The following is a 25188-nucleotide window of genomic DNA, read 5'->3' on the forward strand; positions in this document are numbered from 1 at the left end:
AACAAAAAAAAAAAGACCCGGAGCTTTTGCCCGAGTCTTTGGTTCTTAGAATAAACCGATGGCTTTCCCGTCACCAGTGACGTCCATATTCAGTGCGGCGGGTTGCTTGGGAAGACCTGGCATAGTCATGATATCTCCCGTCAAGCAGACCAAAAACCCTGCACCCAACTTCGGCATGATTTCTCTGATCGTAATGGTGAAACCCTCAGGGCGTCCCAGTAATTTCGGCTGGTCCGATAACGAGTACTGAGTTTTCGCCATGCAGATCGGCAAGGAATCCCATCCATATTTCTTCAACTCCACCAGCTGCTTTTGCGCCAGGTCCGATAATTGGATGTCCGCTCCCCCGTATACTTTTTGAACGATTGTCCGGAGCTTGTTCTCAATCTCATCGTCTTCCTTGTACAAGTGATGAAAATCTGTTGGGCGCTGCAACTCCTGTTTGACCAGTTTGGCCAGGGCAATTCCACCCTGTCCACCTTTTTCCCAGACTTCCGTCATGGCGATGGCAACACCTTCTGCCTCCGTCCAATCCAGCACTGCCGCCAACTCCGCTTCACTGTCGCCGGCAAAGCGGTTGAGCGCCACAACCGGCTCGATGCCGAATTGGCGAATCGTATCCACATGCTTCGCTAAGTTGACCATTCCGCGTTTAACGGCATCTGCATCTTCTTCTGCCAATAGCGTTTTCGCAATACCGCCATGCATTTTCAATGCACGGACAGTTGCTACGATTACTACGGCATCCGGATGGAACCCGCCTTTTCTCGATTTGATGTGCATGAATTTCTCTGCACCCAAATCTGCTCCGAACCCCGCTTCCGTTACCACAATATCAGCTATTCTTCTTGCAGTATTCGTGGCGATCAGCGAGTTGCAGCCATGAGCAATGTTCGCGAACGGACCGCCGTGGATAATAGCGGGTGTTCCTTCAATCGTCTGAACCAGGTTCGGCTTAAAAGCTTCTTTCAACAACAAAGTCAAAGCCCCTTCCACTCCGAGGTCTCTTACTGTGATCGGCTCTTTGGCGTATGTGTAACCGATGACCATCTGTGCCAATCGTTCTTTTAAATCCGCCAGAGAAGTCGCCAAACACAGGACTGCCATAATTTCCGAAGCCACTGTAATGTCGAAGCCGTCCTGGCGCGGAATTCCTTGCCCTGGACCGCCAAGACCGATTGTCACTTGGCGCAGTGCACGATCATTGATATCCAGCGCACGCTTCCATGTAATGCGGCGCGGATCGATATTCAAGAGATTTCCTTGATGCAGATGATTATCAATCAACGCAGCTAATGCATTATTCGCTGAAGTGATGGCATGGATATCTCCAGTAAAATGCAGATTGATGTCTTCCATCGGCAGGACTTGTGCAAATCCACCGCCAGTAGCTCCGCCTTTGACACCCATCACCGGACCTAAAGACGGTTCGCGGAGCGCTACTGCCACCGATTCATCCAATTGCTTGAAAGCATCCGCCAACCCTACTGTTACAGTAGACTTCCCTTCTCCAGCAGGTGTTGGGCTTATTGCCGTCACCAGCACTACTTGCCCTAGTTTTTGGACAGGCTCCAGTCGGTCTACATTGATTTTCGCTTTAAAGTTTCCGTATAGTTCCAAGGCTTCCTTAGAGATGCCAGCCTGTTCTGCAATTTCCAGAATCGGCTGGATAGTCGCTCTGCTCGCAATCGATAAATCAGTAAACGCCATGAATAGAATCCCAACTTTCAATTTTTATATTTAGTATAACCTGTTTTTCGTTAAAACAAAAAATAACCGTCTCTCCAAATTTCAGAGAGGTGGTTATTTGCACTTTCTTTCCAGCTGCAGAAACTGGCTGAAGAAAAGGATAGAAGCTGATGTCCCTTGCTTTATAGAAGCAGAAATCCTACTGACGGTAACCTTTACACATCCGTACGGCGGGACTCATTTAGCATAGAGAACGCAGCCGAACAGCTAACGTCAAGAAATTCATTGCTCATACAATCACATTTTTAGAAGAACAGAAAAAACAGGCTTCAGTAAATAAAGCATGATATCAGAACCGTGTGTCACCGATGATCATCAGTTCCGGAAAATCTTCCTCAACGGTTGCCAATAAATCATTTTCCTCCAACTGTTCATACAGTTCTTCTTCGTCGGCTTTTCGGACTGGCTCCAAATTTTCGGTGAAATCGTGAAACTTGAGGATATATTTCTTTTGGCCGTTTTTAGTCAGTACATAGACATCCAGCGGCTCGTACTTTCTCACTTCACTCAACTCTTGATGCTCCAGAATCGATGTGGCATCCAGCTTGTTGAAATGGGTATAAAGGAAGGCTTCAGAACGTCCCTCTTCCGCTGAAATAAAGCTCATTTTTGCATGGTGCCGGTTGATGAAGCGTTCGGACAAGGACTGATGGAATGAAATGGTTTCCCATTCTACGTCGTTGCTGTACTTCTCGATAAAACGTTCGGATAAAGTCTGGTGGCGCGTCACCAAAGTCCAATCCACTTGGCGGGCATGGCGATGAATCAGCGGCATCGGCAAATACTGATATCGGCAAAGCGCTGGCCATGACAATTTATCCTGGTGCTTTTCGATAAACGCTGGTGACAGACCTTTTGAGTTGGCCAGCTGCTGCTTCATCGAGACAAGCTTCCAATATTCCATTGCATCAAATGGTTTACTTTCTTTTTCGAACGTCTTTTGCTGTTTTTTACTTAGTTCTTCTGCAGCAACCGGACGCCATTTCTTTTTATCTGCATATTTCTCAATAAAGGTTTCAGAAAGCTTTTGCGCTTGAATGATTTCATCCCAAAACAAACGATTTCTGTACTTGCGTATAAAGCCTTCCGATAATTCCTGATGCCGCGAAATCAGCCTCCAATTCACTTGATCCAAGTTTTCTTTAATGAATTGTTCCGACAGCTGCTCTTCTTGGCAAATCTGGTTCCAGGGGATTGAGCGCTTGTCTGTCAGTTTCTTTTCTTCCATTAATCGGGGTAAGGAATTGAACATATAAACCACTCTCTCTTTGCATTTTGATAGTGTCTATATTAACACGCCTCTCCATAAAAAACCCGCACCCCGGCCGAAACCGAAATGCGGGAAATAGTTTTCTCTTCTATTTTTTCTCCTGGTTTTCTTCACCTTCTGTATCGTCCTGCAGATCCGGGATCTCTCCGCTGTCTGTCATTTCCATTTGTGTTTCTGTTTCCTGTTCTCTCATTTCCTTCTCCAGCTGCTTTTGCTTTAATTTTTCTAAATTTTTGTCTCTTGCCATCGTAACCCCTCCTTTATTTTTTTACTTGTTTTATTACTTGTTTTATTCCCGCATGCCAACCATTAAAACTGAAAACTGCCCACCTCTAAAAATTTCATTTTCTTGCTTTCCATGTATCAAAATCTTATTTTGTAGTTAGTACACAAGCAAAAGAATTATGGATAAATACCATGACCTGCCGTATAGCTCACAGGAGAGGATGAACAAGATATGCCAGCCACCAATCACTGCATTTATTGGTCAACAATCGAACACGATTCGTGGAAGCTCCATATCGCCAGAACTGAAAATGGATTGTGTTACGTAGGCTCTCCCGAAGAAAGCTACGAAGAATTTACAACTTATGTAAAAAAACGTTTTCCTGCGGCTACTCTGGAAAAAAACGATGAAATGCTGAGGGACTATGTACAGGAATTGATGGTTTACCTGAAGGGTTTACGACAGGAATTTTCTTTGCCTGTCGATATACAGGGAACTCCTTTTCAGCAACGGACATGGCGGGCATTGAAAGAAATTCCATATGGACAAACCTTTTCTTACTCTGAAATTGCCGATTGCATTGGCGGGCCCACAGCCGTACGGGCAGTGGCAACCGCCATTGGCGCAAATCCCTTGCTCATCACTGTCCCATGCCACCGCGTCATCGGCAAGAATGGCGCTATGAGCGGATACAGGGGCGGACTTTCTTTCAAACGGTTTTTGCTTGAGTTGGAAGCCCAAAACTCGAAAGAAGAGTAAATAAAACCCCCACTTCAGCCGCTGAAGTGGGGGTTCGTTTTTCAATCGGGGGTACCGGAAGAATGAATGCCATACAGGATGAAATCCGTATACATGGCGGAAAGCTCTTTCACCGATAAGTTGCCTTCTGGATTGAACCATTGGTAGCTCCAATTCGTAATGCCTAAAATGGCAAATGTAATTATTTTAGGATTCAGCTCTTTTCTGAATTCGTTGGCTTCAATGCCTTCTGCCAACAATAGTTCGATATTGTCCCGGAAAGCTGCCCGTTTTTGCCTGATTATTGCCGCATTGTCTTCTTTTAAATGACGAATTTCCCGGAAATATACACGGCCAACCGCTCCCTGTTTCTCAATATCACCAATAATCAATTCAACGATCGCCATTAATTTATCTTTATAGTTTTTCTCAGTGTCCAGAATAGTTTTCTGCCTTCTTAACAGATCATCGATGTAATGCGAATGAATATCCATCAAAAGCGCTTCCTTGCTTTTGAAATGATAATAAAAAGAACCTTTTGTAACACCTATTGTATCAACGATATCCTGTATGGAAGTGGCACTGAATCCTTTTTCCACAAAAAGATTGATGCTTTGTTTGATTAATTCACTTTTCACGCAGCCCACTGCCTTTCTTAGTCTTACAAGCCTTGTCGTATTATAACATTTCTTTTGCCTCCATCCATAAATATAAAGCAAAGGAGAGTACAGGCTGTACTCTCCTCCAATTTCAGTGTTATTCACCGACCACTACCAATTCGCCATCCTCGATATAAGAAACACGAAGCATCGAACCAAAGCCGCCATCTTCTCCGACTTCAGGAATTACATACACTTGTTTGTCTTCCGGAAGATTTTTGGCACCTTCGTCCATTGCCGCCATGATGGTCTTTGTATCATCCACCGATCCTGCTGCTTTCATCGCTTCCGCCAATATGTACAAGGAAACGTAATGGAAAGCGGACTCTGCACTTGGGTCCCGGTCGTTATTTTCTTTGTATTTCTCTACGTATTCAGCTGTACCCGGAAATTCCGAATTGACCAGTGGCGTTGTTGAAATTGCTCCTTCAAGCAAACTGTAATCGTCGCCAAGTACGGCAGCCATTTCATCCAGTTTTGCTTGGTCCATGATCAGGAATCCGCCTTCAAATCCAAGGTCGCGTGCCTGCTTCGCAACAAGGGCTGTCGGCTCAGATGGTCCGCCGATAAACATGACATCCGGATCCTGTTCTAAAGCGTTCGAAACGATAGTCTGGAAATCTGTATCTTTGCTGAAATCGATGGATTCATTAAAGACCACTTCCCCACCTTTTTCTTCCCATACCGGCTGAAGCATTTCAGACCAGTCTTTTCCGTACTGGCTCGCTGTTGGAAGAAAAGCAATCTTTTCGCCAAAACGCTCCATTTCATAATCTGTAAAAGGCTCTAAATATTGGTCATAACGAGGTGGAATCCGGACATTCAAAGTGTTCCCTTGATCTGTCACGCCCGGTTCGCTGGTGTATCCCATAATAACAAAATCTTCCATCTCATTAAATACTTGCATGGCATAAATCCCGCCACTATGCGGACTATAGATGAATTTTGCATCCTCTTCCTGAACCAGACGTTTTGCATTAGCCGCAGTTTCGTTCGGCAAGTACTTATCATCCAAAGTAGAAACAGCAAACGTGTAATTCTGCCCGTCCACTTCGATTCCGCCTTCTTCATTGATGTCTTTAACAGCCATTTCCAATCCTTTTAAGGTTTCTTCTCCGTACGTTGCAGCAGGCCCGCTTAAAGGTCCGCTGTAGCCGATGGTGATTTCCCCGCCTGAATCGCCTGAACTGCCCGAGTCGCTACCCGCTTCTGATGACACTTCCTCATTTCCGCAAGCTGATACAATTAAAATCAATAGAAACAACAATCCACCGGATAGTCCTTTTTTTAATGAGCGCATAAAATGATCTCCCCTTTTATCCTAAGTTTTTATTTCAGCAACCCGAGAAGCGGAGTCTCACCTCCTTAAATATCCAAATCCTTTTTATTCCTTAAGCTCCGATATATGCTTTCCGGATAGCATCATTATTGAACAGCTCTGCACTGCTCCCTTTTAAAACAACCGTTCCGTTTTCAATCACATAGCCGCGGTCAGCAATTTTCAAAGCGGCATTGGCGTTTTGTTCCGCGAGCAGCACCGTTGTTCCACTCTTATTAATTTTTTTGATGATTGAAAACATCTGTTCCACAATCAACGGAGCGAGCCCGATGGATGGTTCATCCAACATGATCAATTTCGGCTTAGACATCAATGCCCGCCCAATCGCAAGCATCTGCTGCTGTCCTCCGCTTAATGAACCTGCTGAATCGTCTTTTTTTTCCCTTAAAATTGGAAACAGTTCATAGACCTCTTCCAACGAACTTCTCAATTGTGCTTTTTTGCCACGATGGACATACCCGCCCATCATCAAATTTTGTTGGACTGTCATATCCGGAAAAAGCTTTTTTCCTTCCGGGCATTGGACAACACCTACTTTCACCATTCGGTCAGGCGAGTTGCCTTTAACACTCCCCCCCAGGAATTGAATATCTCCCAACGCCGGTTTATTCAATCCACTGACAGCATTAAAAATTGTGCTTTTTCCAGCGCCATTTGCTCCGAGCAGGACCACTAGCTCTCCTTCCTGCACTTCGATGTTGATATTGCTGAGTGCCTGGAATGCTCCAAACTTCACTGTCACATCAATTAACTTCAGCAATCGCTTCGCCTCCCAAATAAGCTTCAATGACTACAGGATTATTTTTTATTTCATCGGGCGTACCTTCCGCAATTTTTGCGCCCTGATTCAAGACCATGATTTTATCAGCCATTCCCATGATCATCTGCATTTTGTGTTCAATTGTACAAACCGTAATACCGCTGGCTGCTATTTTTTTCATCAATTGGGCCAGTCCATCCGTTTCTTCCGGGTTGATGCCGGCTGCCGGCTCATCGAGAAACATCACTTTTGGACCCGTTGCGAGCGCTAAGGCAATCGCCACCCTCTTTTTCGCTTCTTGTGTGATGGTCGATACTTGTGTATTCGCTAAATGTGCCATTCCGACGAATTCCAAAGACTCCATCGCTATTTCGTATGCCCTATTTTCCTCATCTTTTTCCCGCTTTGTTCGGAACACCGCATCGAATAAATTCGATTTTGTCCGCAAACGATGGCCCACAATGACATTATCAATGACAGTCGATTGTTCAAATAAATGTGTTGTCTGAAACGTTCTTGCAATTCCGAGATGGGCACCTTTGTGCACCGGTATTTTCGTAATGTCTTTTCCTTCAAACAGGATACTCCCAGATGTCGGCTTATGAAAACCGTTGATCAAATTAAAGAAAGTGGATTTCCCAGCCCCGTTTGGACCGATGATGGCGGTAATCTTGCCCTTTTCTATTTCAAAATCCACATTGTCGACTGCAATCAGGCCACCAAATTTTTTAGTGATTCCTTTCACTTCAATAAACGCCACATTGACACCCCATTTATTTTTTTGTCGATTTCACTGGAACCGGATTGAAATATTTATTATCCTTTGGTACTTTCTTCTGTTGGAGCCTCGCCTTAATTCGATAAAAGCCTCCGACAATTCCCGTTGGAAAGAAAATGACCATGATGACCAGGATTGGACCAAAAATCAATAGATGATATTCCTGATAACTTCTCAGGAACTGTTCCAGCCAGACAAAAAGCATGGTTCCGACGAGAGGACCGGAAAGTGTTCCGATTCCTCCAACAATCAAATACATCAGGAAGTTGAAGACCATATTCGTACTTGCGACATCCGGACCGATAAAACGTGTCAGTGAAGCGTATAAAGCACCGGCAAGCCCGGCATAAGCGACTGAAATGACGAATGACACCAGCTTGTTCACTTTTGTATTGATGCCAAGTGTCTGTGCCAACTCTTCGCTATTGCGGATTGCAATGTAAGTTCTGCCTGTCAGTGACCGGACAATGCGAACCGCAATGAAAATGGACAACAGAAGGAAAAACAGGACCAGATAATACATCGCAGTAGCCGACTCGAAGTTTAGCGGTCCGATCGGATCCGGTATCGGAATACCAATCAATCCACGCACCCCGCCCGTCAAACCGTCCCATTTGTCGATCAGCAGATAAATCAGGTAACCGACGATCAAGGTATAAATAGCGAAAAAATGCTCTTTTGTCCGAAGCGCAATGGCTCCAAGCAACAAGCCGGCAGCACTAGTGATCAAAACCGCCAATAACAGCGCCAGCCAGAAATTCATTTCTGTACGCGTGGTTAAAATCCCCAGCGAATAAGCGCCTATAGCAAAAAATCCAGCATGAGCCAAAGACAGCTGACCCGTAAACCCGGCGATGATGTTCATACCGTAAACACTGATCGTGAAAATGAAACCGATGGTCATGACATGCAGCACATAGCGGTTATCTGCATAAATCAACGGGAATACGAGAGCAAAGACAATCAACAAGGCGATAAGGGTGCGATGATTAAAAATTTTATCCACTTAATAAACCCCCTTTGCGAACAAGCCTTTAGGGCGGACGGTCATAATGACGATCAATAATAAAAACGCAATCATGTCTTTGTAATCGTTCGAAATATAAGTAGCCCCCATGCTTTCGGTCAACCCGAGGACGAGCCCGGCAATGATGGCACCAGGAATGCTGCCCATTCCCCCAATAATGACGACCACAAAAGCTTTTAAGATAACTAAATGGCCCATCGCCGGGAATACCAGATTGATGGGGGACGCAAGAGAAGCAGCAATTGCAGCCAAGGCCCCTGAAATTGCGAATGTCATCATGGCCACTTTATTGGCATTGATTCCGACAAGAAAAGCCCCTTCCCGATTTTGCGCCATCGCCAGAATTGAAGCGCCCATCATGGTTTTTTTCAAAAATAGCGTCAATAGGAATACGACAACCACCGTTACAGCAATCACCAGTAGCCGCTGGCTAGTCATCGACACGCCTGCCACAGAGATGTTGTTGTCGAACGGTGTCAACATGCGCAGGTATTCGGTGCCCCACACAAGCTGAACCAGAGCTTCAAAAAAGAGCACCAATCCGATGGCGGCGATTTTGTCATGGATCGGCGGCGAATCCCGGAGCGGATGAAACACCAGCCGCTCCATCAGGACTGCCAATGCCGCTACAACAATAATCGAAGCGATGATGGCAATAAAATAATGGACGCCCGTGGCTGACATCACCATCAAAGTTACGTAACCACCCACTAAATACAGTGCTCCATGTGCAAAGTTCGGAATATGCAAAATACCGAAAACCAGCGTCAACCCAATAGCAACTAGTGTGTAAACGCTTCCAAGAGTCAGCCCATTAAAAACCTGCTGCAAAAATAAGTCCATCTTTCTCCCTCCTCTTCCGAACGATTTCTCATAATCAATTTCTAAAAATATTCCTTACTCAAACGTCCTGCGATAATATTTTTCTGGATTTCAGAAGTTCTTTCATAAATTCGAGCGATTCTCGCATCGCGGTAATAACGTTCAATCGGATAATCTACGATATAGCCGATACCTCCGCGGACCTGCAATGCTTTATCAGCGACACGGTTATATACTTCAGCACCAAATAGTTTCACCCTCGCCGCTTCTTTAATAACTTGCTGGCCCTGACCATCCATGCCACACGGTACACAAACGACCTCAGCACTTCCACATTCACCGCCAGTTCAGAAAGCATATGAGCAACGCCCTGATGCTCAATAATCGGCTTGCTGAATTGCACGCGCTCTTTCGCGAACTTGACGGACAAATCGAGCAGATGCTGTGAAGATCCTAAATTTCTGGCAGCAAGTCCGGCCCGCCCATTCGCCAGTATTTTCAAGGCATTGACATATCCCTGCCCTTCGCTGCCCAGGACATTTTCAACTGTCACTTCACAGTATTCCATAATGACTTCCGCCGAATGGGAACCGTGAAGACTCATCTTTTTCTCGGCAGTTCCTGTCTGAAAGCCCAGAAAATCTTTTTCGATGATGAACGATGTAATGCCTTTCGCGCTTTTTCAGTGTTGGTTACTGCCATCACTGTAAAAACCTCCGCTTTTGTGGCGAATGTCTTCACCTAAGTTAAAATCTATTTTTATTCCTCTTTTCTTCTACACTGCCCGTTGCCGCTAAGCCTCCATTAAAAAACCTTCAAGCATCTCACGGAGCACAGGCGGCACCTTTTCGGTCTGCTGTTTCTGGTAATCAAAACAGACGATCGTCGCCCGTCCTGAGGCAATCAGGCCGCCCGTTTCGTTATTGGTGATTTCATGGGCCAGTTCAAAGCTTTTGGACCCGATCCGCTCTACTTTTGTCGCGATGGCTAAAGTTTGTCCGGCATAAGCCTGAACCAGAAAATCACAAGTGGTGGAAGCAACGATAAAGTCGATATTCCCTCTTTTTTCTTTCCCAGTAAAACCGATGGCCGTGAAAAACTTCGAACGCGCTTCTTCCATGTAAATGAAATAACTGGTATTGCTGACATGGCCGCCTGCGTCAGTTTCACAAAATCTGACGTACACATTGATATCGGGTATTTTCTCCAAAGCCCTTACCCCTCCCGTTCAATAATCGTTGCTATTCCTTGTCCGCCGCCGATACAAGCCGTAATAAGTGCATATCTTCCACCAGAACGCTGCAATTCATAAACCGCTTTGGTCAACAGAATGGCACCTGTCGCACCAAGTGGATGTCCGAGTGCAATAGCTCCACCATTTACATTCACTTTGTCGAAATCCATCTTTAACTCTTTATCGCAAGCAAGCACTTGGGATGCAAATGCTTCATTGATTTCGATCAAATCGATATCAGCCAAAGCAAGCCCCGCTTTCTTCAAGGCTTTTTGTGTTGCCGGAACCGGTCCGATGCCCATGATATTCGGGTCAACGCCAGCGACAGCCTGCGCACGTATAACCGCTAACGCTTTCAAGCCCAATTCTTCTGCTTTTTCTCTGGACATGATGACTGCAGCCGAAGCCGCGTCATTCAAGCCCGAACTGCTTCCAGCCGTTACTGTACCGCCCTCAAGAAAAGCTGGGGGCAGTTTCGCCAAGGCTTGCTGGGTTGTTTGTGGACGCGGATGCTCATCTCTTTTAAACTCAATCGGCTCCCCTTTGCGAACCGGGATGTGGATGGGCACAATCTGCTCATCAAAACGCCCTTCTTCTATTGCTTGTGCAGCACGTTTTTGGCTCTCCAATGCAAATCGGTCTTGTTCTTCACGACTGATGCCGAATTGTTCCGCTAAATTTTCAGCCGTAATGCCCATCGGTGGATCACCGATTTCTTTAGGCGACAATTGGGATTTTCTGAATTTCGGCGGTGCCGGGCTATAAGCCTTTTCAGGTTTCCCCAGTAAATAGGGGGCCCGGCTCATGCTTTCAAGCCCTCCAGCTACAAAAACCTCTCCGTCTCCTGCCCAGATGGCTTGTGCTGCAAGATTAATCGCATTGATGCCAGAACCGCATTGGCGGTCAATCGTCAATCCCGAAAGTTCTATTCCAAGCCCCGTCTCCAATGCGGTCAACCTGGCAATATTTCCTCCTGCGCTCAAGACATTGCCCATGATGACGTCGTCTATAATTGCCGCATCGATGCCTGCCCGTTCTACTGCCGCCTTGATTACTTCCGCTCCGAAAACATGAGCCGGGACCGACGCCAAAGCACCTCCTTGCCGTCCGATTGCTGTTCTTACTGCCGATACGATAACTGCATCTCTTTTCATGGCTATCCGCCTCTCTTTCATAAAAAATCCCGATAATTATAACGAAAAAACAAGTTCGCCTTTCAGCACATTTTTATCGCTCTGGTTGTCGGCTAGAACTTGAAACGTAACTTCCTTATCTTTCTTTTCAGCAACGATTGCTTTTAACGTAATAACATCTCCCAGAAAAACCATGCCTTTAAAACGAATGGCATAATCCTGGATAAACCCTTCTTCCAGGTAAGGCGTGAAAATTTTCGCCAGATTCCCCATTGTCCACATTCCATGGGCGATTATGCCCGGCAATCCCGCTCCTTCAGCTTCAGCATCGATGGTGTGGATTGGATTAAAGTCTCCTGATGCTCCTGCATACTTGATTAAATCCAGACGCGACACAGGACCCAATTGAATTAGCGGCAAGCTATCGCCTTTTTGCAAATCGGCTATACGGTTCATACCATCATCCCCTTCCTGGCTGCTTCATTGATGATGACGATGCGTTCTTCTGTAAACAACAGTTCACCATCTGCGCTTTCCCCATTCTTAACGACAATCAAGAATCCCATATCCCCAAATTTACCGTTTTTCTCGTAATAATCTTTTACTTCCATCCAGCAATAAACATCTTCTCCGACAACTAAAGGCCGTGTATAATGGTAAATTTGCTCACCGTGGATCAAGCCTTTGGAAGGCAGATCCAATCCATCAATGGCTCCGGCGTCAAAGGTAACTGGAAATGTAGGAGGCGCAATGTTTTGTTTGTAGCGTGAAGCAGCACCTGTTTGTTCATCGATGAAAATGGGAGCAGGGTCGCCGATTGCCTGCGCAAATTTCCGGACTGCACCTCTTTCAATTGTGTTCTTTACTTTATCCGAACGTTTTCCAATGCTTTCTTTCATCATAGCTGCACCTCCTCCTTTAATTTTTCGGTCCACCCGCTACATACAAAACTTGCCCGCTGACAAATGAAGAACGTTCATCCGCAAAGAAGGCGACGGCGTTGGCAATATCTTCAGGCTTACCGCTTCGGCCGACCGGGATATTGGAAACACTCGCTTTGATCAATTCTTCAAAAGGCACACCAATGCGTTCAGCAGTCGCTTTCGTCATATCTGTCTCGATAAAACCGGGAGCCACTGCATTGGCTGTAATACCGTATTTCCCGAGTTCGATTGCCAAAGTTTTTGTAAAGCCTTGAAGCCCTGCTTTTGCTGTCGCATAATTGGCTTGTCCGCGATTGCCAAGTGCAGAAGTCGACGAAATATTGATGATCCGGCCGTATTTGTTTTGGGTCATGTATTGCTGCGCCGCACGTGTCGCATAAAATGCACCTTTCAAATGGACGTCTGTAACCGTCAGCCAATCCTCATCCGTCATTTTAAATAGCATATTATCCCGGATGACGCCCGCATTATTAACGAGCACATCAATCGAACCATATTTATCGAATACTTCTTTCATCGCTTGCTCTACTTGCTCTTTGTCGGTAACACTGGCATTTTTCGTGTAAATGGAATAGCCTTGCCCGCTCATTTCTTCCTGCGCTGCCTGAAGCGCCTCTTCGTTAACATCGATGATCGCTACATTCGCCCCTTCACTTGCAAACCGTTCAGCAATCTGGCGTCCGATTCCCCGGCTTCCGCCTGTAACAAACGCTGTTTTTCCTTCAAATGAATTTCCCATTGATATGCCTCCCTTTTCTTCTATTCGGTTAAACGGATTGGCCCACTTTTACATGGCCTTTTAATAAGTTTCTTGAGATGATCATGCGTTGGATTTCGTCTGTTCCATCATAAATTCTCCACAATCTCGCTTCACGGTACCAGCGTTCGATCGGCAATTCCCGTGTATAGCCCATGCCTCCGTGAATTTGAAGGACCCGATCCACTACCCGATTGCCCATGTTAGCGCCGTACAGTTTCGCCATTGAAGCTAAATGGCGGTTGTCTTCGCCTTGATCCAACGTGAAGGCAGCATTTAACACCAGCCATTTCGCCGCCTCAATTTCCACTGCCGAATCAGCAATCGGCCATTGAATCGCTTGGCGTTCTGCAATCGGTTTCCCGAAGGTTTTGCGGTCTTTTGAATAATCGATGGCCATCTGCAACAGCCTTTCACTCATACCTACAGCACGTGCTCCAACCACCCACCGTGCAAAGCCGATCCATTCTAGCCCTAAATTATAGCCGCCGTTAATTTCACCCAAGATATTTTCTTCCGGTACGCGGACGTTGTCGAAAACCAACCCAGCAGGACCCCATTCGCCCATCGTATCGATGTATTCGGATTTCCACCCCATGTCCCGGTCGACAATAAAGCAGGTTACACCGGAGCGCCCGGTTTGCTGATGCAGCTCTTTATCTGTGATGGCAATGACCATGACAAAATCGGCCTCATTACCGCCTGTTATAAAGGTTTTTTCGCCATTCAAGATCCATTCATTGCCGTCTTTAACAGCTGTCATTTTTAAGTTTTGTGTATCCGATCCCGCTTCCGGCTCTGTCATGGCAAAACAGGATTTCTTTTCGCCATTGATGGTCGGAATCAAGTATTTCTTCTTTTGTTCATCATTGCCGTAATAAAGGATGTTGTCGGCCGACCCACCGAATGTGAATGGCACAAAGGTTTTGGATACCTCCATCAGAACAATTGCCAGCATCATTTGTCCAAGGTTCGATCCCCCGTATTCTTCCGGAGTATTGATGCCCCAGAAGCCGAAATCTTTTGCTTTTTTCTGCAGTTCCTTCAATTTTCCAGGCTCCAGGCTCGGACGCCCTTCCCTTTCATTTTTCAACACATCATTTTCCAAGGGAATCAATTCTTTTTCCACAAACCGCCGAATCGTTTTTTGGATCATTTCCTGTTCTTCTGATAAACGCAAATGCATACTAATCTCCCCGTTTCCTGGTTTGTTTATAAATTGGCGTATTGCTTTTGCAAGGCCCGTTTCAGTATTTTCCCGACAGCCGTTTTTGGCAATTCTTCTGCAAAAACGATCGCTTCCGGCACTTTATACGCCGATAGCTGTGTCCGGCAATAAGCGATCAATTCCTCTTCTGTCGCTTGCTCCTTCAAAACCACGACCGCGCGAACCGTTTCTCCACGGTACGCATCAGGCACTCCGAAAACAGCCGCTTCTCGTATAGACGGATGATGATAAAGGACATTTTCCACTTCGATTGGATAGACATTAAAACCACTCGCCAGGATCATCTCTTTTTTCCGGCCAACAATGTAAAAAAAGCCATCTTCGTCCATTTTCGCGAGATCTCCGGTATACAACCAGTTATCGCGGATTGCATGTGCAGTTTCTTCAGGCCGGTTCCAGTAGCCCTTCATCACTTGCGGCCCCCGGACCACCAACTCTCCCACCTCACCGGCCGGCAAGGTTTCCTGTCCTGTCGCCACATCGACAATCCGCGAATCGGTACTCGGCAAAGGAATGCCAATGCTTCCTTTTTTCTGTAAGCCTTGAACCGGATTCCGGTGCGTTACAGGTGATGCTTCTGACAAACCATATCCTTCCGCTACAGTCGTCCCGCTGATGGCATTGAAACGATCCAGCACTTCCAAAGGCAAAGGGGCTGACCCACTGGTGCAGGACTCCAAACAACTCAAATCGAACTTTCTTGATTGATGATATTCCAACAAAGCAATATACATGGTGGGAACACCTGGAAAAGCCGTCGGTTTTTCTTTTTCAATCAATTCCACCACTTGGCCAACATCAAATTTGGGAACCAGAATCATGTTGCCGCCATTATAAAAAGTGACGCTCATGCCACTGGTCATGCCGTAAACATGGAATAAAGGCGAAATTGTCAATACTTTCTCTTGTCCTTTTCTGGTACTCATTTCAGAAGTTGCAGCACTTTGCAAAGTATTGGCGACAATATTGTGATGCGTCAGCATGGCGCCTTTCGGTAGCCCGGTCGTCCCTCCTGTATACTGAATGACCGCTACATCTTCTTTTGGATCAATTAATATGCGAGGCATATTAATTGGAACACCTTCTTCTACGCCGCCATCGAGACCAGTAGCCAGTACATGTTGGACCGAAGTCTTGTCTTTGATGCCTTCGAACAAAGGCAATAAACGATCCAGTATGATTAAAGCTTTCGTTTCTGAATCATTGAGAATATGGAGAAGTTCTGCCGCCTGAAACATCGGATTCAATTGCACGATTGTAGCGCCACAGGAAAGCGCACCATAAAAACTGATGGGATATTGCGGACAGTTTGGCAGCATGATGGCTACCCTGTCGTTTTTCCGGATACCCATTCCATAAAATTTTTTTGCGAAGTGTTCAATGGCCGCATTCAGTTCCTTATAGCTGTAAGTCTTATCAAAAAAGCTAACCGCTGTATGGTCTCCGTATTCTGCTGTTGACCGCTCGAACAATTCCACCAACGAAATATCCGGTATATCAATACTTTTTGGATTTCCTTCTGCTACGTGCTTTAACCAAGGTCTATCCATACTTTTCCTCCTTCTGCCATTCATACTGTTTTAACGTTCTGCAAAATTCCTTATAAAGAACTTCCACCGTCCACCGCAATTACTTGGCCGGTTATGTAATCACTGGCACCGCCCGCCAGGAACAATGCTGCTCCTTGAAGCGATCTGGGGTCCCCTAACTTTTTCATCGGATTTTTATTGACGATTGTCTCCATATGCTGCGCGATAACATGTTTGGTCATTTTTGTTTCAAAAAATCCTGGAGCAATGGCATTCACATACAATCCGTACCCTGCCCATTTGCGTGCTAAATCTCTAGTGAAATGGTGAACAGCCGCTTTACTGGTGCTGTACCCGATGGCATTCAGCACTTCTGGCGGTTCCGCTCTTAAGCCAGCGACCGATCCGATATTGATGATTTTTCCATAGCCATTTCGGATCATATGCCCGCCTACTTCCTTGGACATGAGAAAAGTCCCTGTAACATTGACATTCATCACTTTTTCCCATGCTTCCAACGGCATTTTTTCCATCTCTTCCCCCCAGGTCGCCCCGCTGTTATTGACCAGAATGTCAATGCTGCCAAAATCGGACAGTACCGATTGCACAACCGCTTTCACCAGCTCTTCATTGCCGATATTGCATTCATAAGCACGTGCTTTAATGCCATAGCGGCTTTCTAGCTGATCAGCTGTTTCTTGGCAATTCGTTAGTTTGCGCGAACAAACTGCTATATTCGCCCCATATTCCGCGAAAATTTCGGCTATATTCTGGCCAAGTCCGCTTCCACCTCCTGTGATCAAAGCTGTTCTGCCCGTCAAATCAAATAAAGAATCCATTATTTCTTCACCCTCTCTCCATACTGAACGGACGGTACGCAATACTGAACGGACGGTATGTTAATCTTTCAAAAAAACCTTTTACGATAAAATACATAAAAGGAATGTAAGCGCTTAAGTTTTCTTAAAATTCAGTATACACAACCAAATAGATTTTGTTAATAATTTTTTTTATTTTTGTGTCTATAAAAAACCATTACGCCCATTCAGATGGCCGTAATGGCATGCTGGTAGTTATTTTTTCTTTTTAACAATCGCTACGGTACATCTCGAAACACAAATAAGTTTTTCTTCTTCATCGATGATCTTGATATCCCAGACCATCGTCGTTCTGCCTTTATGCAGCGGTGTTCCGATTGCGGTCACCGTTCCTTCCTGCTTGCCGCGCAGGTGATTGGCATTGATCTCTAAGCCGACTGCGATTTCGTTTTCCTGATCGATCAAATGCCAGGTTCCGACACTGGCGACCGATTCAGCCAGCACGACGGAGGCACCCCCGTGCAACTGCCCGAAAGGCTGATGAGTAGCTGCGTGCACAGGCATGGTCGCCACTACTTTGTCCGGGGTAATCTCAACATATTCAATCCCCAATACACCTACAATTGTTTCTTCCACCGGTTTCATTTGCATAATGGCATTCTCCTTTTCCATTTAAAAACCCCTCAAGCTTCACTATTTTGGCTGAGGGGCCGACTTTTTAAGCTTTGCTTTTTGCGTAAAGTTCACGCAGCAGGAATTTCTGTATTTTTCCGCTGGCATTGCGCGGCAACTCATCGACAAAGCGATAGGTTCTTGGGCGCTTAAACCGAGCAAGTTTGTCATTATTGAGGCAAAAATCTTCCAGTTGCTGCTCTGTCAGCAAGGCATCCTTAACGACCACAAATGCCATCACCGCTTCGCCCCATTTTTCGTCAGGGATACCCAGAACGGCAACATCCTGAACCAATTCATGTTCATGCAACACATCTTCCACTTCACGCGGATAAATATTTTCGCCGCCGCTGATGATCATGTCATCCACCCGATCGGCCACAAACAAATAGCCGTCTTCATCCAGATACCCTAAATCACTGGTGTGGTACCAGCCTTTATACAACGCACGTGACGTGGCCTGCGGACGATGGAAATAACCAGCCATCATGCTTGGTCCACGCACAATGATTTCCCCGACCTCAAATGCCCCTACTCTGTCATCCGGCTCTGAAGGGCCTTTTTCATTCGGGCGAACGATCCGGATTTCATGGTTAAAGGCAGGTTTTCCAGCAGACCCAGCTTTGGTCAGCTGCTCGTCTTCGGCAAGGAACGTAATGGCCGGCCCCATTTCCGTTTGGCCATATGCCTGTATCAAATCAATCCCAAGCACTTCTTTGACACGCTTGACCAATACAGGCGCCATCGGAGCTGCTCCATAAAGTCCACGCTGCAGCGTTTTGACCTTTGAATTTGCCCCATCGAGATCAGCCATCATGCTCCACATGGTCGGCACAGCAAACATGACCGTAACTTTTTCCTTTTCGACAGTCTCAATTGCAGTTTGAGGTTCAAATTGATGCATGATAACGCTCGAGGCTCCTGCTTGGACGCGTGGAATAACGCAGCAATGCAGTTCAGCACAATGAAACATCGGCGCGATAACCAATCCTACATCATTTTTTGTATATTTCAGCATCGCAATGCACGTAAGGCTTTGTTCAGCCATGTCGCGATGTCGATGAATCACCCCTTTTGGCCGCCCTGTCGTCCCACTTGTATACATAATAGCGTAGGTATCCATTTCATCTACCTGCACTAATAGGTCCGTAGCAGGTGCCGCGCTGACCTGTTTCTGATAACTCACTGCATAGTCAGGGACATCGTCGTCTATAAACCAGAATTGGATGCTTGGAAACTGTGCAGCGACGCCTTTGATCGTGTCCTTTAAAGCCTCTTCAAAAAGAACAATCTCGGGTGTCGCGTCATTTAAAATGTACACTAGCTCTTCAGGTTTTAAACGGAAGTTGATGGGATTAAAAATAGCCCCGATTTTTGCACAGGCAAATAAGGCGGTAGGCAGTTCGCTATTATTGAACAAAAAACTTGAAACACGGTCGCCTTTGCTGATTCCAGCTGAGGTCAGTGCATTCGCCAAGCGATGAACTTCCTCACTCCATTGCGAGTAAGTCCATCTCGTGCCTCTTCTCATATCAATCAGCGCTTCTTTGTCCGGGTAAAGGCCTACTGTCTGATCAAAGATTTTGCCAAGTGTCGCATACATTCTTTGCTTCTCCTCCTTCTGATGCAATAGCTTTCTTTTGCATTTCCTTTCATGATGTCAGAAAAAATGTAATATTGCAACAATTCAAAGACTCATCTTTGCATAAGAAATTAGGCCCTTTTCTCTTGCCCTTCATTACAGAATAAATTTTTACAAAAAGACATTGGGCTCAGTTTATTATTTTTTGCTCGAGAAAAGAATGTTTTTCATAAATTAAAGACATTATTACATTATGAGCTATTAAGATTCGTTTAATATAGCCGATATTGTTTATGTGAGACCCCTATCTCTCTTTGATTTTTCAGCAAGAAGAACTTTTAATGAAAAATACACAATCGCTTATTTGTTACTTTTAACTTTGTAACACAAATGTAATATTGAAACTTATTGCCTATATTCACTTAATTATATAGAATTAAGTGAATTACACCAAATAGATTGAATTGTCTATAAAAGGCATAGAAAAAGGGGTTTGACGATGAGAAAAATTATTTTCACTTTATTTGCAGCTACTACCTTATCATTGGCAATTGGCACTTCAGATACAGAAGCCAGCAACTACACAATTAAACCAGGAGATACGTTATGGAAAATCGCTTCGAGCAACAATGTCTCGGTTGATCAGCTGATCACATGGAATAAGCTATCATCCAATTCTATTTATCCAAATCAGACAATCAAGGTCGCAGCTGCTTCAGCTCCGGCGGCATCTAAACAAAAGGTCAGCGCTCCTAAAACATCGGCTAGCTCCGTGAATACATATACGGTAAAAGCAGGAGACACGTTGTCACATATAGCCCGGATCCATAGTACCAGCGTCAGCTCCATTCAACAATTAAACAAGCTGTCGGACAGTGTCATCCGCATTGGCCAAAAGTTAACGGTTAGCGGAAAAGCGCAGGCTACTGCACCAACAACGGCCATCAAAGCTCCTTCAGCTGCTCCAGCTATATCTAAAACCAGTACATATCGCGTGGTTAGCGGTGATACGCTGACTAATATCGCTAAACGCCACAGCACATCGGTTTCACAATTAATGAGCTTAAACGGACTGAAAACAAGCTCGATCCGAACTGGACAAGTATTAAAGGTTGATGGCAGCTCGGTAAGCAAGCAGCCGGTGACTGTTTCCAATCCAATCGCTACTGCACCTGCTTCATCTGGAAACATTTCAACACTTGTTGCTACAGCTAATTCTTTACTGGGTACACCTTATAAATGGGGCGGTTCTGCACCAGGCGGTTTCGATTGCAGCGGCTTCATCTATTATGCCTACAATAAGGCTGGTGTTAGTGTCCCAAGAACCAATACCACCGGCTATGACGCATTATCTTATACAGTAAGTTCTCCTCAGGTCGGCGATTTGGTGTTCTTTAAGAATACTTATCGCCCAGGGATTTCACATATGGGCATTTTCGTTGGCAACAACAGCTTTATTCACGCTGGCGGCGATCGCGTCCAAATCACCAGTTTGAACGACAGCTACTGGGGCAAACATTTCGACAGCTACCAGCGCTTGAACGCAATGAGATAACAAGAAAAGTGTAAGCAGCCAAAAGCAGATGCTGAATTCGGTGCACGTGTAGCTGAAGGCTCTAATCTATCAATTCCGGATCTTACTGAAAAAAATAATTAACCGATAAAATACTGCCTATATCATTAATTATCCGTTTATCCAAATGCTGGATAAACGGCTTTTTCTATATAAAAAAAAGAGGCCAACTATGGCCTCTTTTTCCTATTCTTACTCTACATCAACTAATTGATTGGCAATAATTTTCGCCAGGTCGGAACCGTTTTGTATGCAGGCGCCAATTCCTACACCAAAATAAGAGGAACCAGCCAGCTTGATATTGGGGACCAATTCTTCCATTTTCAGCTCCAGTGCGCTGATAGCGGTTTTATGGGCCATATGGTAATTGGGCATCAGGTTTTTCCAACCGGTCACTTCAACCGCTAAAGGTTCTTCTTTAACCCCTAGGCTCTTGCGGACATCCTCCAGCGCCACTTTCGCCAATTCTTCTTCAGACAACTCTCTCAGCATCCCATAGGAAGGATGTGAACTCTTGTAGAACAAACGAACCAGCAACTTGTGGTTTTTTGACGTATGGCGCCATTTCCGGCTCGTCCAGGTGCAGGCATTGCAATGCAGATCACTTTCCTGCGACACGATGAATCCTGTACCGTCTTCCGGAAGCTGCTCATCCGGAACATCAAATCCAAGGTAAACGCTGATCAATGAAGAATTCAGAAACTGATCGAATTCAGCATCCAACTCTTCCATCGCTAAAAGCTGCTGGGCAACTTGATGAGGCGTCGCCAAAATCACGTAATCCGCCTCTATCGCCTCACCACCTTCAAGCACCACCAGATAGTGTTCACCGTCCTTTTTGACCGACTTGGTTCCGACGCCTTTCAATATACGGACATGCTCCAGCTTGGTTTCCATTTCGTCAATCAGGACCTGCATACCCTCATCAAATGAAATGAACTTCTTATTGGCAGCACCCTGGAAAAACTCTTTGTTTGCTTCAAATCCTTTTATGATGCTACCGTATTTATTTTTGTAATCGACCAGATACGGCAAAGTCGACGCCAGTGTGAGTTCATGGAGATTGCCCGAATAGACGCCGGATAACACAGGCGCAATCTGGTTTTCAACCAACTCTTTGCCGAGGAATGCTTCAAGAAACTCCCCGATTGAACTGTCCCATGTAAAACTTTCATTGACGCTGTCAAAATCCTTTAAAGCTGCCTGTTTGCCTTCTTCAGAAACGAGCGTTGAATTGAACAGTGCTTCTTTATTCATCGGAATGCCGAACACCGTATCCTTCGGAATGGCATGCAGCACATTATTGGCATACAAATAGGAAATTCCCGTGCTGTTGTAGACAACACGGTCTTTGAGGCCAAGATCTTCAATCAGCGGCATAACGCTGGCATGCCGTGCAACAATGGAGTCTGCCCCGACCTCCATGACAAATTCGTCACCTGTTACGGTCTTAATCTTACCGCCCAACTGAGGCTCCCGCTCAATCAGCACCAATTCGAGATTGAGCTTTTCCTGCAGGTTGAGCTTTTGTAAATAATACATAGCGGAAAGGCCGGTGATGCCCCCGCCGATGACTATAGCTTTTTTCAACTTTATCCACTCCTTGCCTATGCTTATATTCTATCAATATTCCAGGCTGTCAGTAGGGATCTTTTTGTCTTTTTTAATACGCTTTTCCCATCTCTCCGTGGTAGGATAAAAGATAGATACACGCATTTTCTGTGCGGAAGGGAGAGACGTTAGTGATGAACGCTATTGACCAGAATATCATAGAAAGACGCTCAATCAAGAAATTCAAGGTTGACCCTGTAAATATTGAGGAGATTATTGAGCTGCTGAATGTCGCCAAATGGGCACCGAACCATAAAGTCAATGAACCTTGGCGTTTCCTGCTATACACAGACGCCGGAAAAGAGAAATTCGTTCAGGCCTTTATTGAATCCGTGCGCACGCCGGACGGGGAAATCCCACCGAAAGCGCTCAATAAAGCTGATTACTTCCGCAGCATACCGCTTCACCTAGTTGTCATCATGCCCGAAGATCCGAGACAAAGAAGATGGGATGAAGACTACGGTGCGGTTTCTTCTATGCTGCAAAACTTCCAGCTGGCTGCCTGGGAACGCGGCATCGGCATGATCTGGCGCTCTAACGATTGGATCTACACTCCGGTGTTCCGTGAAGCCATCGGTGTAAAGCCGGGCGAGAAAATCGTCGCGACCATGATGATCGGCTATCCGGCGCACGTCCCTGCAAAACAAGGGCGTACGGATATCCGCGAGAAATTGACCATCATCAGTGAATAATAAAAAGTTGAAAGAGATCTCGCAGATTGCGGCATCTCTTTTTGTTTGCTGGAAATTCTTGTTGAAGACAGAGCAACCAAAACAAAACTGTGGCCAAACTTCAATCTTTCAGTACCTATGGGAACTATTTTACGGGATGGCTCCCTAATAGAGAAAACATCTCAGAACCTTAAAGAAAATGAGGGCGATGTCAGGAAAACAAGTTGGATGGCCCTTTTATTATTACGGAGGAATGGCTATCCTCCTGCCGTTCTTTCTGCTGGCTTCGGAGGTTTGGCGCCCGTCCGCCTGGAGCGGCCTGTAGTATAACACCCCTTCCAGCCTATCTAAAAAAGACGTCTCACCTTCTGCCATTGCACTGGCCGAAAGAGACGTCTTTTCTATCGAAAAATCACACCGTCTTTTTATTCATTACAGACATGGCCCCCATCGCTCCTGAAAACTCCCCATTATCGGGAAACACAGGAACCGAGCCGCGCAGAATGGTATAGCTTGTTACAACTTCCTTCAATAAAGGGTTATCAATGAAGGAAGAGCCAATGTAGACGATGGTTGAGCTTCTGCATTGGCGGGCTGCCTGCACACTGACTGTGCTGACCGTTTCACCCACTAAACCGATGACCGTCGCCAGCAGTTCTTCTTTCGTCAAATCGCCTGAAATCGAAAATAGGTCCTGCCCGAAATTACTGGCTGTCAGCTCCCCTGAAATTGGAGGCTCTTTGCCTTCGTAGATATGTTTGACCTTTAAATCGGTCCGTTCCCGGGAACCCTGGCTTGCCAACGCGACAATCTCATCGTAATGGGTGACGCCAGTCAACAGATGGCTCAACCCGATCAACGTTCCGCCACCGATACCGGTGCCGCCCAAACGCTCCTGAACATTGCCCTGAATACAATGGATAGAGGTTCCGGTTCCAACATTCGTCACCAGATAAGCATCTTCCAGACGTCCCATCTCTTCGAGGAGAACCTGGACGCCAATGTGAGTAGCTTCAAACTCCATCATTTCTTGTGCTGGCTGATCGAGCAAAGAAACCAGAACGCCTGATTTCCCTCCCGTCACGCATACTTTGCTGTGACCAAGACCATTCACCCAGTCAGCAACACGCTCAATTTCAGCAAGTGGATACTTTTCAAAACAGACTTCCCCTTTTTCGGTATACGCCACTTTGATCAATGTACCGCCTGCATCTATTCCGACAATCATTTCCACACCTGCTCTTTCTCGCACTCTTCTAAAAAATGCCAGATAATATATACACATATGATAAAATTCTAACATACTCGTTTATATTATGGGAGATGTTTGCCGGAAGACCCCGAAACACATGGCCCTTACTTCCATTTGGTATGTTAATCAGAGCGGTTTAACGGGTATAACATATCCAAGACATCAATAAAACAGAGGAGGAAACAACATGGATTCAACAATATGGCTGTACATAGCACTCGCAATCTTCGTAGTGGGGCTGATCATCGCAATAGTCGGCATTGTTATGCTGATATCAGGGATGAAGGAACCGGTAAAAAAGATGAAAGGTTCCGCGAACAACCTGAAAGAGCGGGTCGATAAGCTCAATTTAGAGGCAACGACCTTGTCACATACCGCTAATGAATTAAAGGAAGACATTCAAATGAAATCCGAAAAAGTCAGCGTGTTGACCGATGCAGCAAAAGGCACATTGAATTCGGTCATTGACTTAAATGCTTCGGTCCGGGCAATCACAAGCGACATTGCGTCGAGAGTCGACCATGACAAGCGGAGTGTTGCGGAAGTCAATCAATACAGCAACACAGCCATGGGTTTTCTCAGTTTTATAAAAAACCGAAAATCCTCCGAAACCATCAACACCACTTATACTCCAACATCTGCAGCTGTTGAAAAACAGTTACCGAAAAACTATTAAAAGCACTAAAAAAGGCAGCCTATGTGGCTGCCTTTTTTCAGAGTGTTGAGAAACCCATTTTATATTTGCATGACTATTGATGATCCAGAAATATTTTCGTAACCACTTGGTTTTAGGCCCTCTTGCTAAGCAAGAGGGCC

At 45.5% G+C, this 25188-nt stretch carries 25 protein-coding genes and 1 pseudogene; 4 read left to right on the forward strand and 22 right to left on the reverse strand.

Annotation, left to right across the window (positions count from 1 at the left end; genetic code table 11):
• Positions 1-45 precede the first annotated feature (45 nt).
• From J7I83_RS08840 to J7I83_RS08850, 3 genes are all read right to left on the reverse strand, one after another.
• On the reverse strand, positions 46-1710 hold the full coding sequence (locus J7I83_RS08840; protein WP_215100330.1) for a formate--tetrahydrofolate ligase: 1665 nt from the start codon (positions 1708-1710) through the stop codon (positions 46-48).
• 328 nt (positions 1711-2038) lie between these two features.
• Positions 2039-3001, reverse strand: a complete 963-nt coding sequence (locus tag J7I83_RS08845) for a hypothetical protein (RefSeq protein ID WP_215100331.1) — start codon at positions 2999-3001, stop codon at positions 2039-2041.
• Between the two features lie 106 nt (positions 3002-3107).
• Positions 3108-3266, reverse strand: coding sequence for a hypothetical protein (locus J7I83_RS08850; protein WP_215100332.1), 159 nt, complete (start codon positions 3264-3266; stop codon positions 3108-3110).
• Between the two features lie 210 nt (positions 3267-3476).
• Here J7I83_RS08850 and J7I83_RS08855 point away from each other — a divergent pair, with 210 nt between their 5' ends.
• Positions 3477-4004 carry a methylated-DNA--[protein]-cysteine S-methyltransferase gene (locus J7I83_RS08855; protein ID WP_215100333.1) on the forward strand — a complete coding sequence of 176 codons (528 nt, stop codon included), beginning with the start codon at positions 3477-3479 and terminating at the stop codon, positions 4002-4004.
• A 41-nt stretch (positions 4005-4045) separates the two neighbouring features.
• Here the strand turns inward: J7I83_RS08855 and J7I83_RS08860 are convergent, their stop codons facing one another.
• The 17 genes and pseudogenes from J7I83_RS08860 to J7I83_RS08940 all read right to left on the reverse strand — a co-directional run bounded on the left by J7I83_RS08860 (position 4046) and on the right by J7I83_RS08940 (position 19286).
• Positions 4046-4621, reverse strand: a complete 576-nt coding sequence (locus J7I83_RS08860; protein WP_215100334.1) for a TetR/AcrR family transcriptional regulator — start codon at positions 4619-4621, stop codon at positions 4046-4048.
• 118 nt (positions 4622-4739) lie between these two features.
• Positions 4740-5942, reverse strand: coding sequence for an ABC transporter substrate-binding protein (locus J7I83_RS08865; RefSeq protein ID WP_215100335.1), 1203 nt, complete (start codon positions 5940-5942; stop codon positions 4740-4742).
• 91 nt (positions 5943-6033) lie between these two features.
• On the reverse strand, positions 6034-6741 hold the full coding sequence (locus tag J7I83_RS08870; RefSeq protein ID WP_215100336.1) for an ABC transporter ATP-binding protein: 708 nt from the start codon (positions 6739-6741) through the stop codon (positions 6034-6036).
• Positions 6725-7501, reverse strand: coding sequence for an ABC transporter ATP-binding protein (locus tag J7I83_RS08875; protein WP_215100337.1), 777 nt, complete (start codon positions 7499-7501; stop codon positions 6725-6727). The genes J7I83_RS08870 and J7I83_RS08875 overlap by 17 nt, the downstream gene beginning before the upstream one ends.
• A gap of 13 nt (positions 7502-7514) precedes the next feature.
• The gene (locus J7I83_RS08880; RefSeq protein WP_215100338.1) at positions 7515-8525 is read right to left on the reverse strand and encodes a branched-chain amino acid ABC transporter permease; all 1011 of its coding nucleotides are present in this window, start codon (positions 8523-8525) and stop codon (positions 7515-7517) included.
• Positions 8526-9389 (reverse strand): branched-chain amino acid ABC transporter permease, encoded by an 864-nt coding sequence (locus J7I83_RS08885; protein ID WP_215100339.1) that lies wholly within the window; start codon positions 9387-9389, stop codon positions 8526-8528.
• Between the two features lie 41 nt (positions 9390-9430).
• Positions 9431-10103 (reverse strand): annotated as a pseudogene (locus J7I83_RS08890) (acyl-CoA dehydrogenase family protein); the annotation flags it as partial.
• 58 nt (positions 10104-10161) lie between these two features.
• The gene (locus J7I83_RS08895) at positions 10162-10578 is read right to left on the reverse strand and encodes an acyl-CoA thioesterase (RefSeq protein WP_251047543.1); all 417 of its coding nucleotides are present in this window, start codon (positions 10576-10578) and stop codon (positions 10162-10164) included.
• A 5-nt stretch (positions 10579-10583) separates the two neighbouring features.
• Positions 10584-11756, reverse strand: a complete 1173-nt coding sequence (locus J7I83_RS08900; protein WP_215100340.1) for a thiolase family protein — start codon at positions 11754-11756, stop codon at positions 10584-10586.
• A 36-nt stretch (positions 11757-11792) separates the two neighbouring features.
• Positions 11793-12191, reverse strand: a complete 399-nt coding sequence (locus J7I83_RS08905; RefSeq protein ID WP_215100341.1) for a MaoC/PaaZ C-terminal domain-containing protein — start codon at positions 12189-12191, stop codon at positions 11793-11795.
• On the reverse strand, positions 12188-12637 hold the full coding sequence (locus tag J7I83_RS08910; RefSeq protein WP_215100342.1) for a MaoC family dehydratase N-terminal domain-containing protein: 450 nt from the start codon (positions 12635-12637) through the stop codon (positions 12188-12190). Before J7I83_RS08910 ends, J7I83_RS08905 begins: the two co-directional genes overlap by 4 nt.
• Positions 12638-12653: 16 nt before the next feature.
• Positions 12654-13418 (reverse strand): 3-oxoacyl-ACP reductase FabG, encoded by a 765-nt coding sequence (gene fabG, locus J7I83_RS08915; protein ID WP_215100343.1) that lies wholly within the window; start codon positions 13416-13418, stop codon positions 12654-12656.
• Positions 13419-13446: 28 nt separating this feature from the next.
• A complete protein-coding gene (locus J7I83_RS08920) occupies positions 13447-14622 on the reverse strand; it encodes an acyl-CoA dehydrogenase family protein (RefSeq protein ID WP_215100344.1) in 1176 nt (391 codons plus the stop codon).
• A gap of 26 nt (positions 14623-14648) precedes the next feature.
• A complete protein-coding gene (locus tag J7I83_RS08925; protein ID WP_215100345.1) occupies positions 14649-16214 on the reverse strand; it encodes a long-chain-fatty-acid--CoA ligase in 1566 nt (521 codons plus the stop codon).
• Between the two features lie 50 nt (positions 16215-16264).
• Entirely contained in the window at positions 16265-17032 is a 768-nt protein-coding gene (locus J7I83_RS08930; protein ID WP_215100346.1) for an SDR family oxidoreductase, read from the reverse strand.
• Positions 17033-17266: 234 nt separating this feature from the next.
• Positions 17267-17662, reverse strand: a complete 396-nt coding sequence (locus J7I83_RS08935) for a hotdog fold thioesterase (RefSeq protein ID WP_215100363.1) — start codon at positions 17660-17662, stop codon at positions 17267-17269.
• 67 nt (positions 17663-17729) lie between these two features.
• The gene (locus J7I83_RS08940) at positions 17730-19286 is read right to left on the reverse strand and encodes a fatty acid--CoA ligase (protein ID WP_215100347.1); all 1557 of its coding nucleotides are present in this window, start codon (positions 19284-19286) and stop codon (positions 17730-17732) included.
• Between the two features lie 478 nt (positions 19287-19764).
• Here J7I83_RS08940 and J7I83_RS08945 point away from each other — a divergent pair, with 478 nt between their 5' ends.
• Positions 19765-20820, forward strand: a complete 1056-nt coding sequence (locus tag J7I83_RS08945) for a C40 family peptidase (protein WP_215100348.1) — start codon at positions 19765-19767, stop codon at positions 20818-20820.
• A gap of 210 nt (positions 20821-21030) precedes the next feature.
• Here the strand turns inward: J7I83_RS08945 and J7I83_RS08950 are convergent, their stop codons facing one another.
• Positions 21031-22428 carry a protoporphyrinogen oxidase gene (locus J7I83_RS08950; protein ID WP_215100349.1) on the reverse strand — a complete coding sequence of 466 codons (1398 nt, stop codon included), beginning with the start codon at positions 22426-22428 and terminating at the stop codon, positions 21031-21033.
• Positions 22429-22583: 155 nt separating this feature from the next.
• Between J7I83_RS08950 and J7I83_RS08955 the strand changes: the two genes are divergently transcribed.
• Positions 22584-23141 (forward strand): nitroreductase family protein, encoded by a 558-nt coding sequence (locus J7I83_RS08955; protein ID WP_215100364.1) that lies wholly within the window; start codon positions 22584-22586, stop codon positions 23139-23141.
• Positions 23142-23532: 391 nt separating this feature from the next.
• Here J7I83_RS08955 and coaW read toward each other — a convergent pair whose 3' ends face one another.
• Positions 23533-24348, reverse strand: coding sequence for a type II pantothenate kinase (gene coaW, locus J7I83_RS08960; protein WP_215100350.1), 816 nt, complete (start codon positions 24346-24348; stop codon positions 23533-23535).
• 211 nt (positions 24349-24559) lie between these two features.
• On the opposite strand from coaW, the gene J7I83_RS08965 reads away from it, so the two are divergent.
• On the forward strand, positions 24560-25048 hold the full coding sequence (locus tag J7I83_RS08965; protein ID WP_215100351.1) for a DUF948 domain-containing protein: 489 nt from the start codon (positions 24560-24562) through the stop codon (positions 25046-25048).
• The last annotated feature ends 140 nt before the right edge of the window (positions 25049-25188 follow it).

This window comes from Planococcus sp. ISL-110 (genome assembly GCF_018613575.1).
Classification (GTDB): domain Bacteria; phylum Bacillota; class Bacilli; order Bacillales_A; family Planococcaceae; genus Planococcus.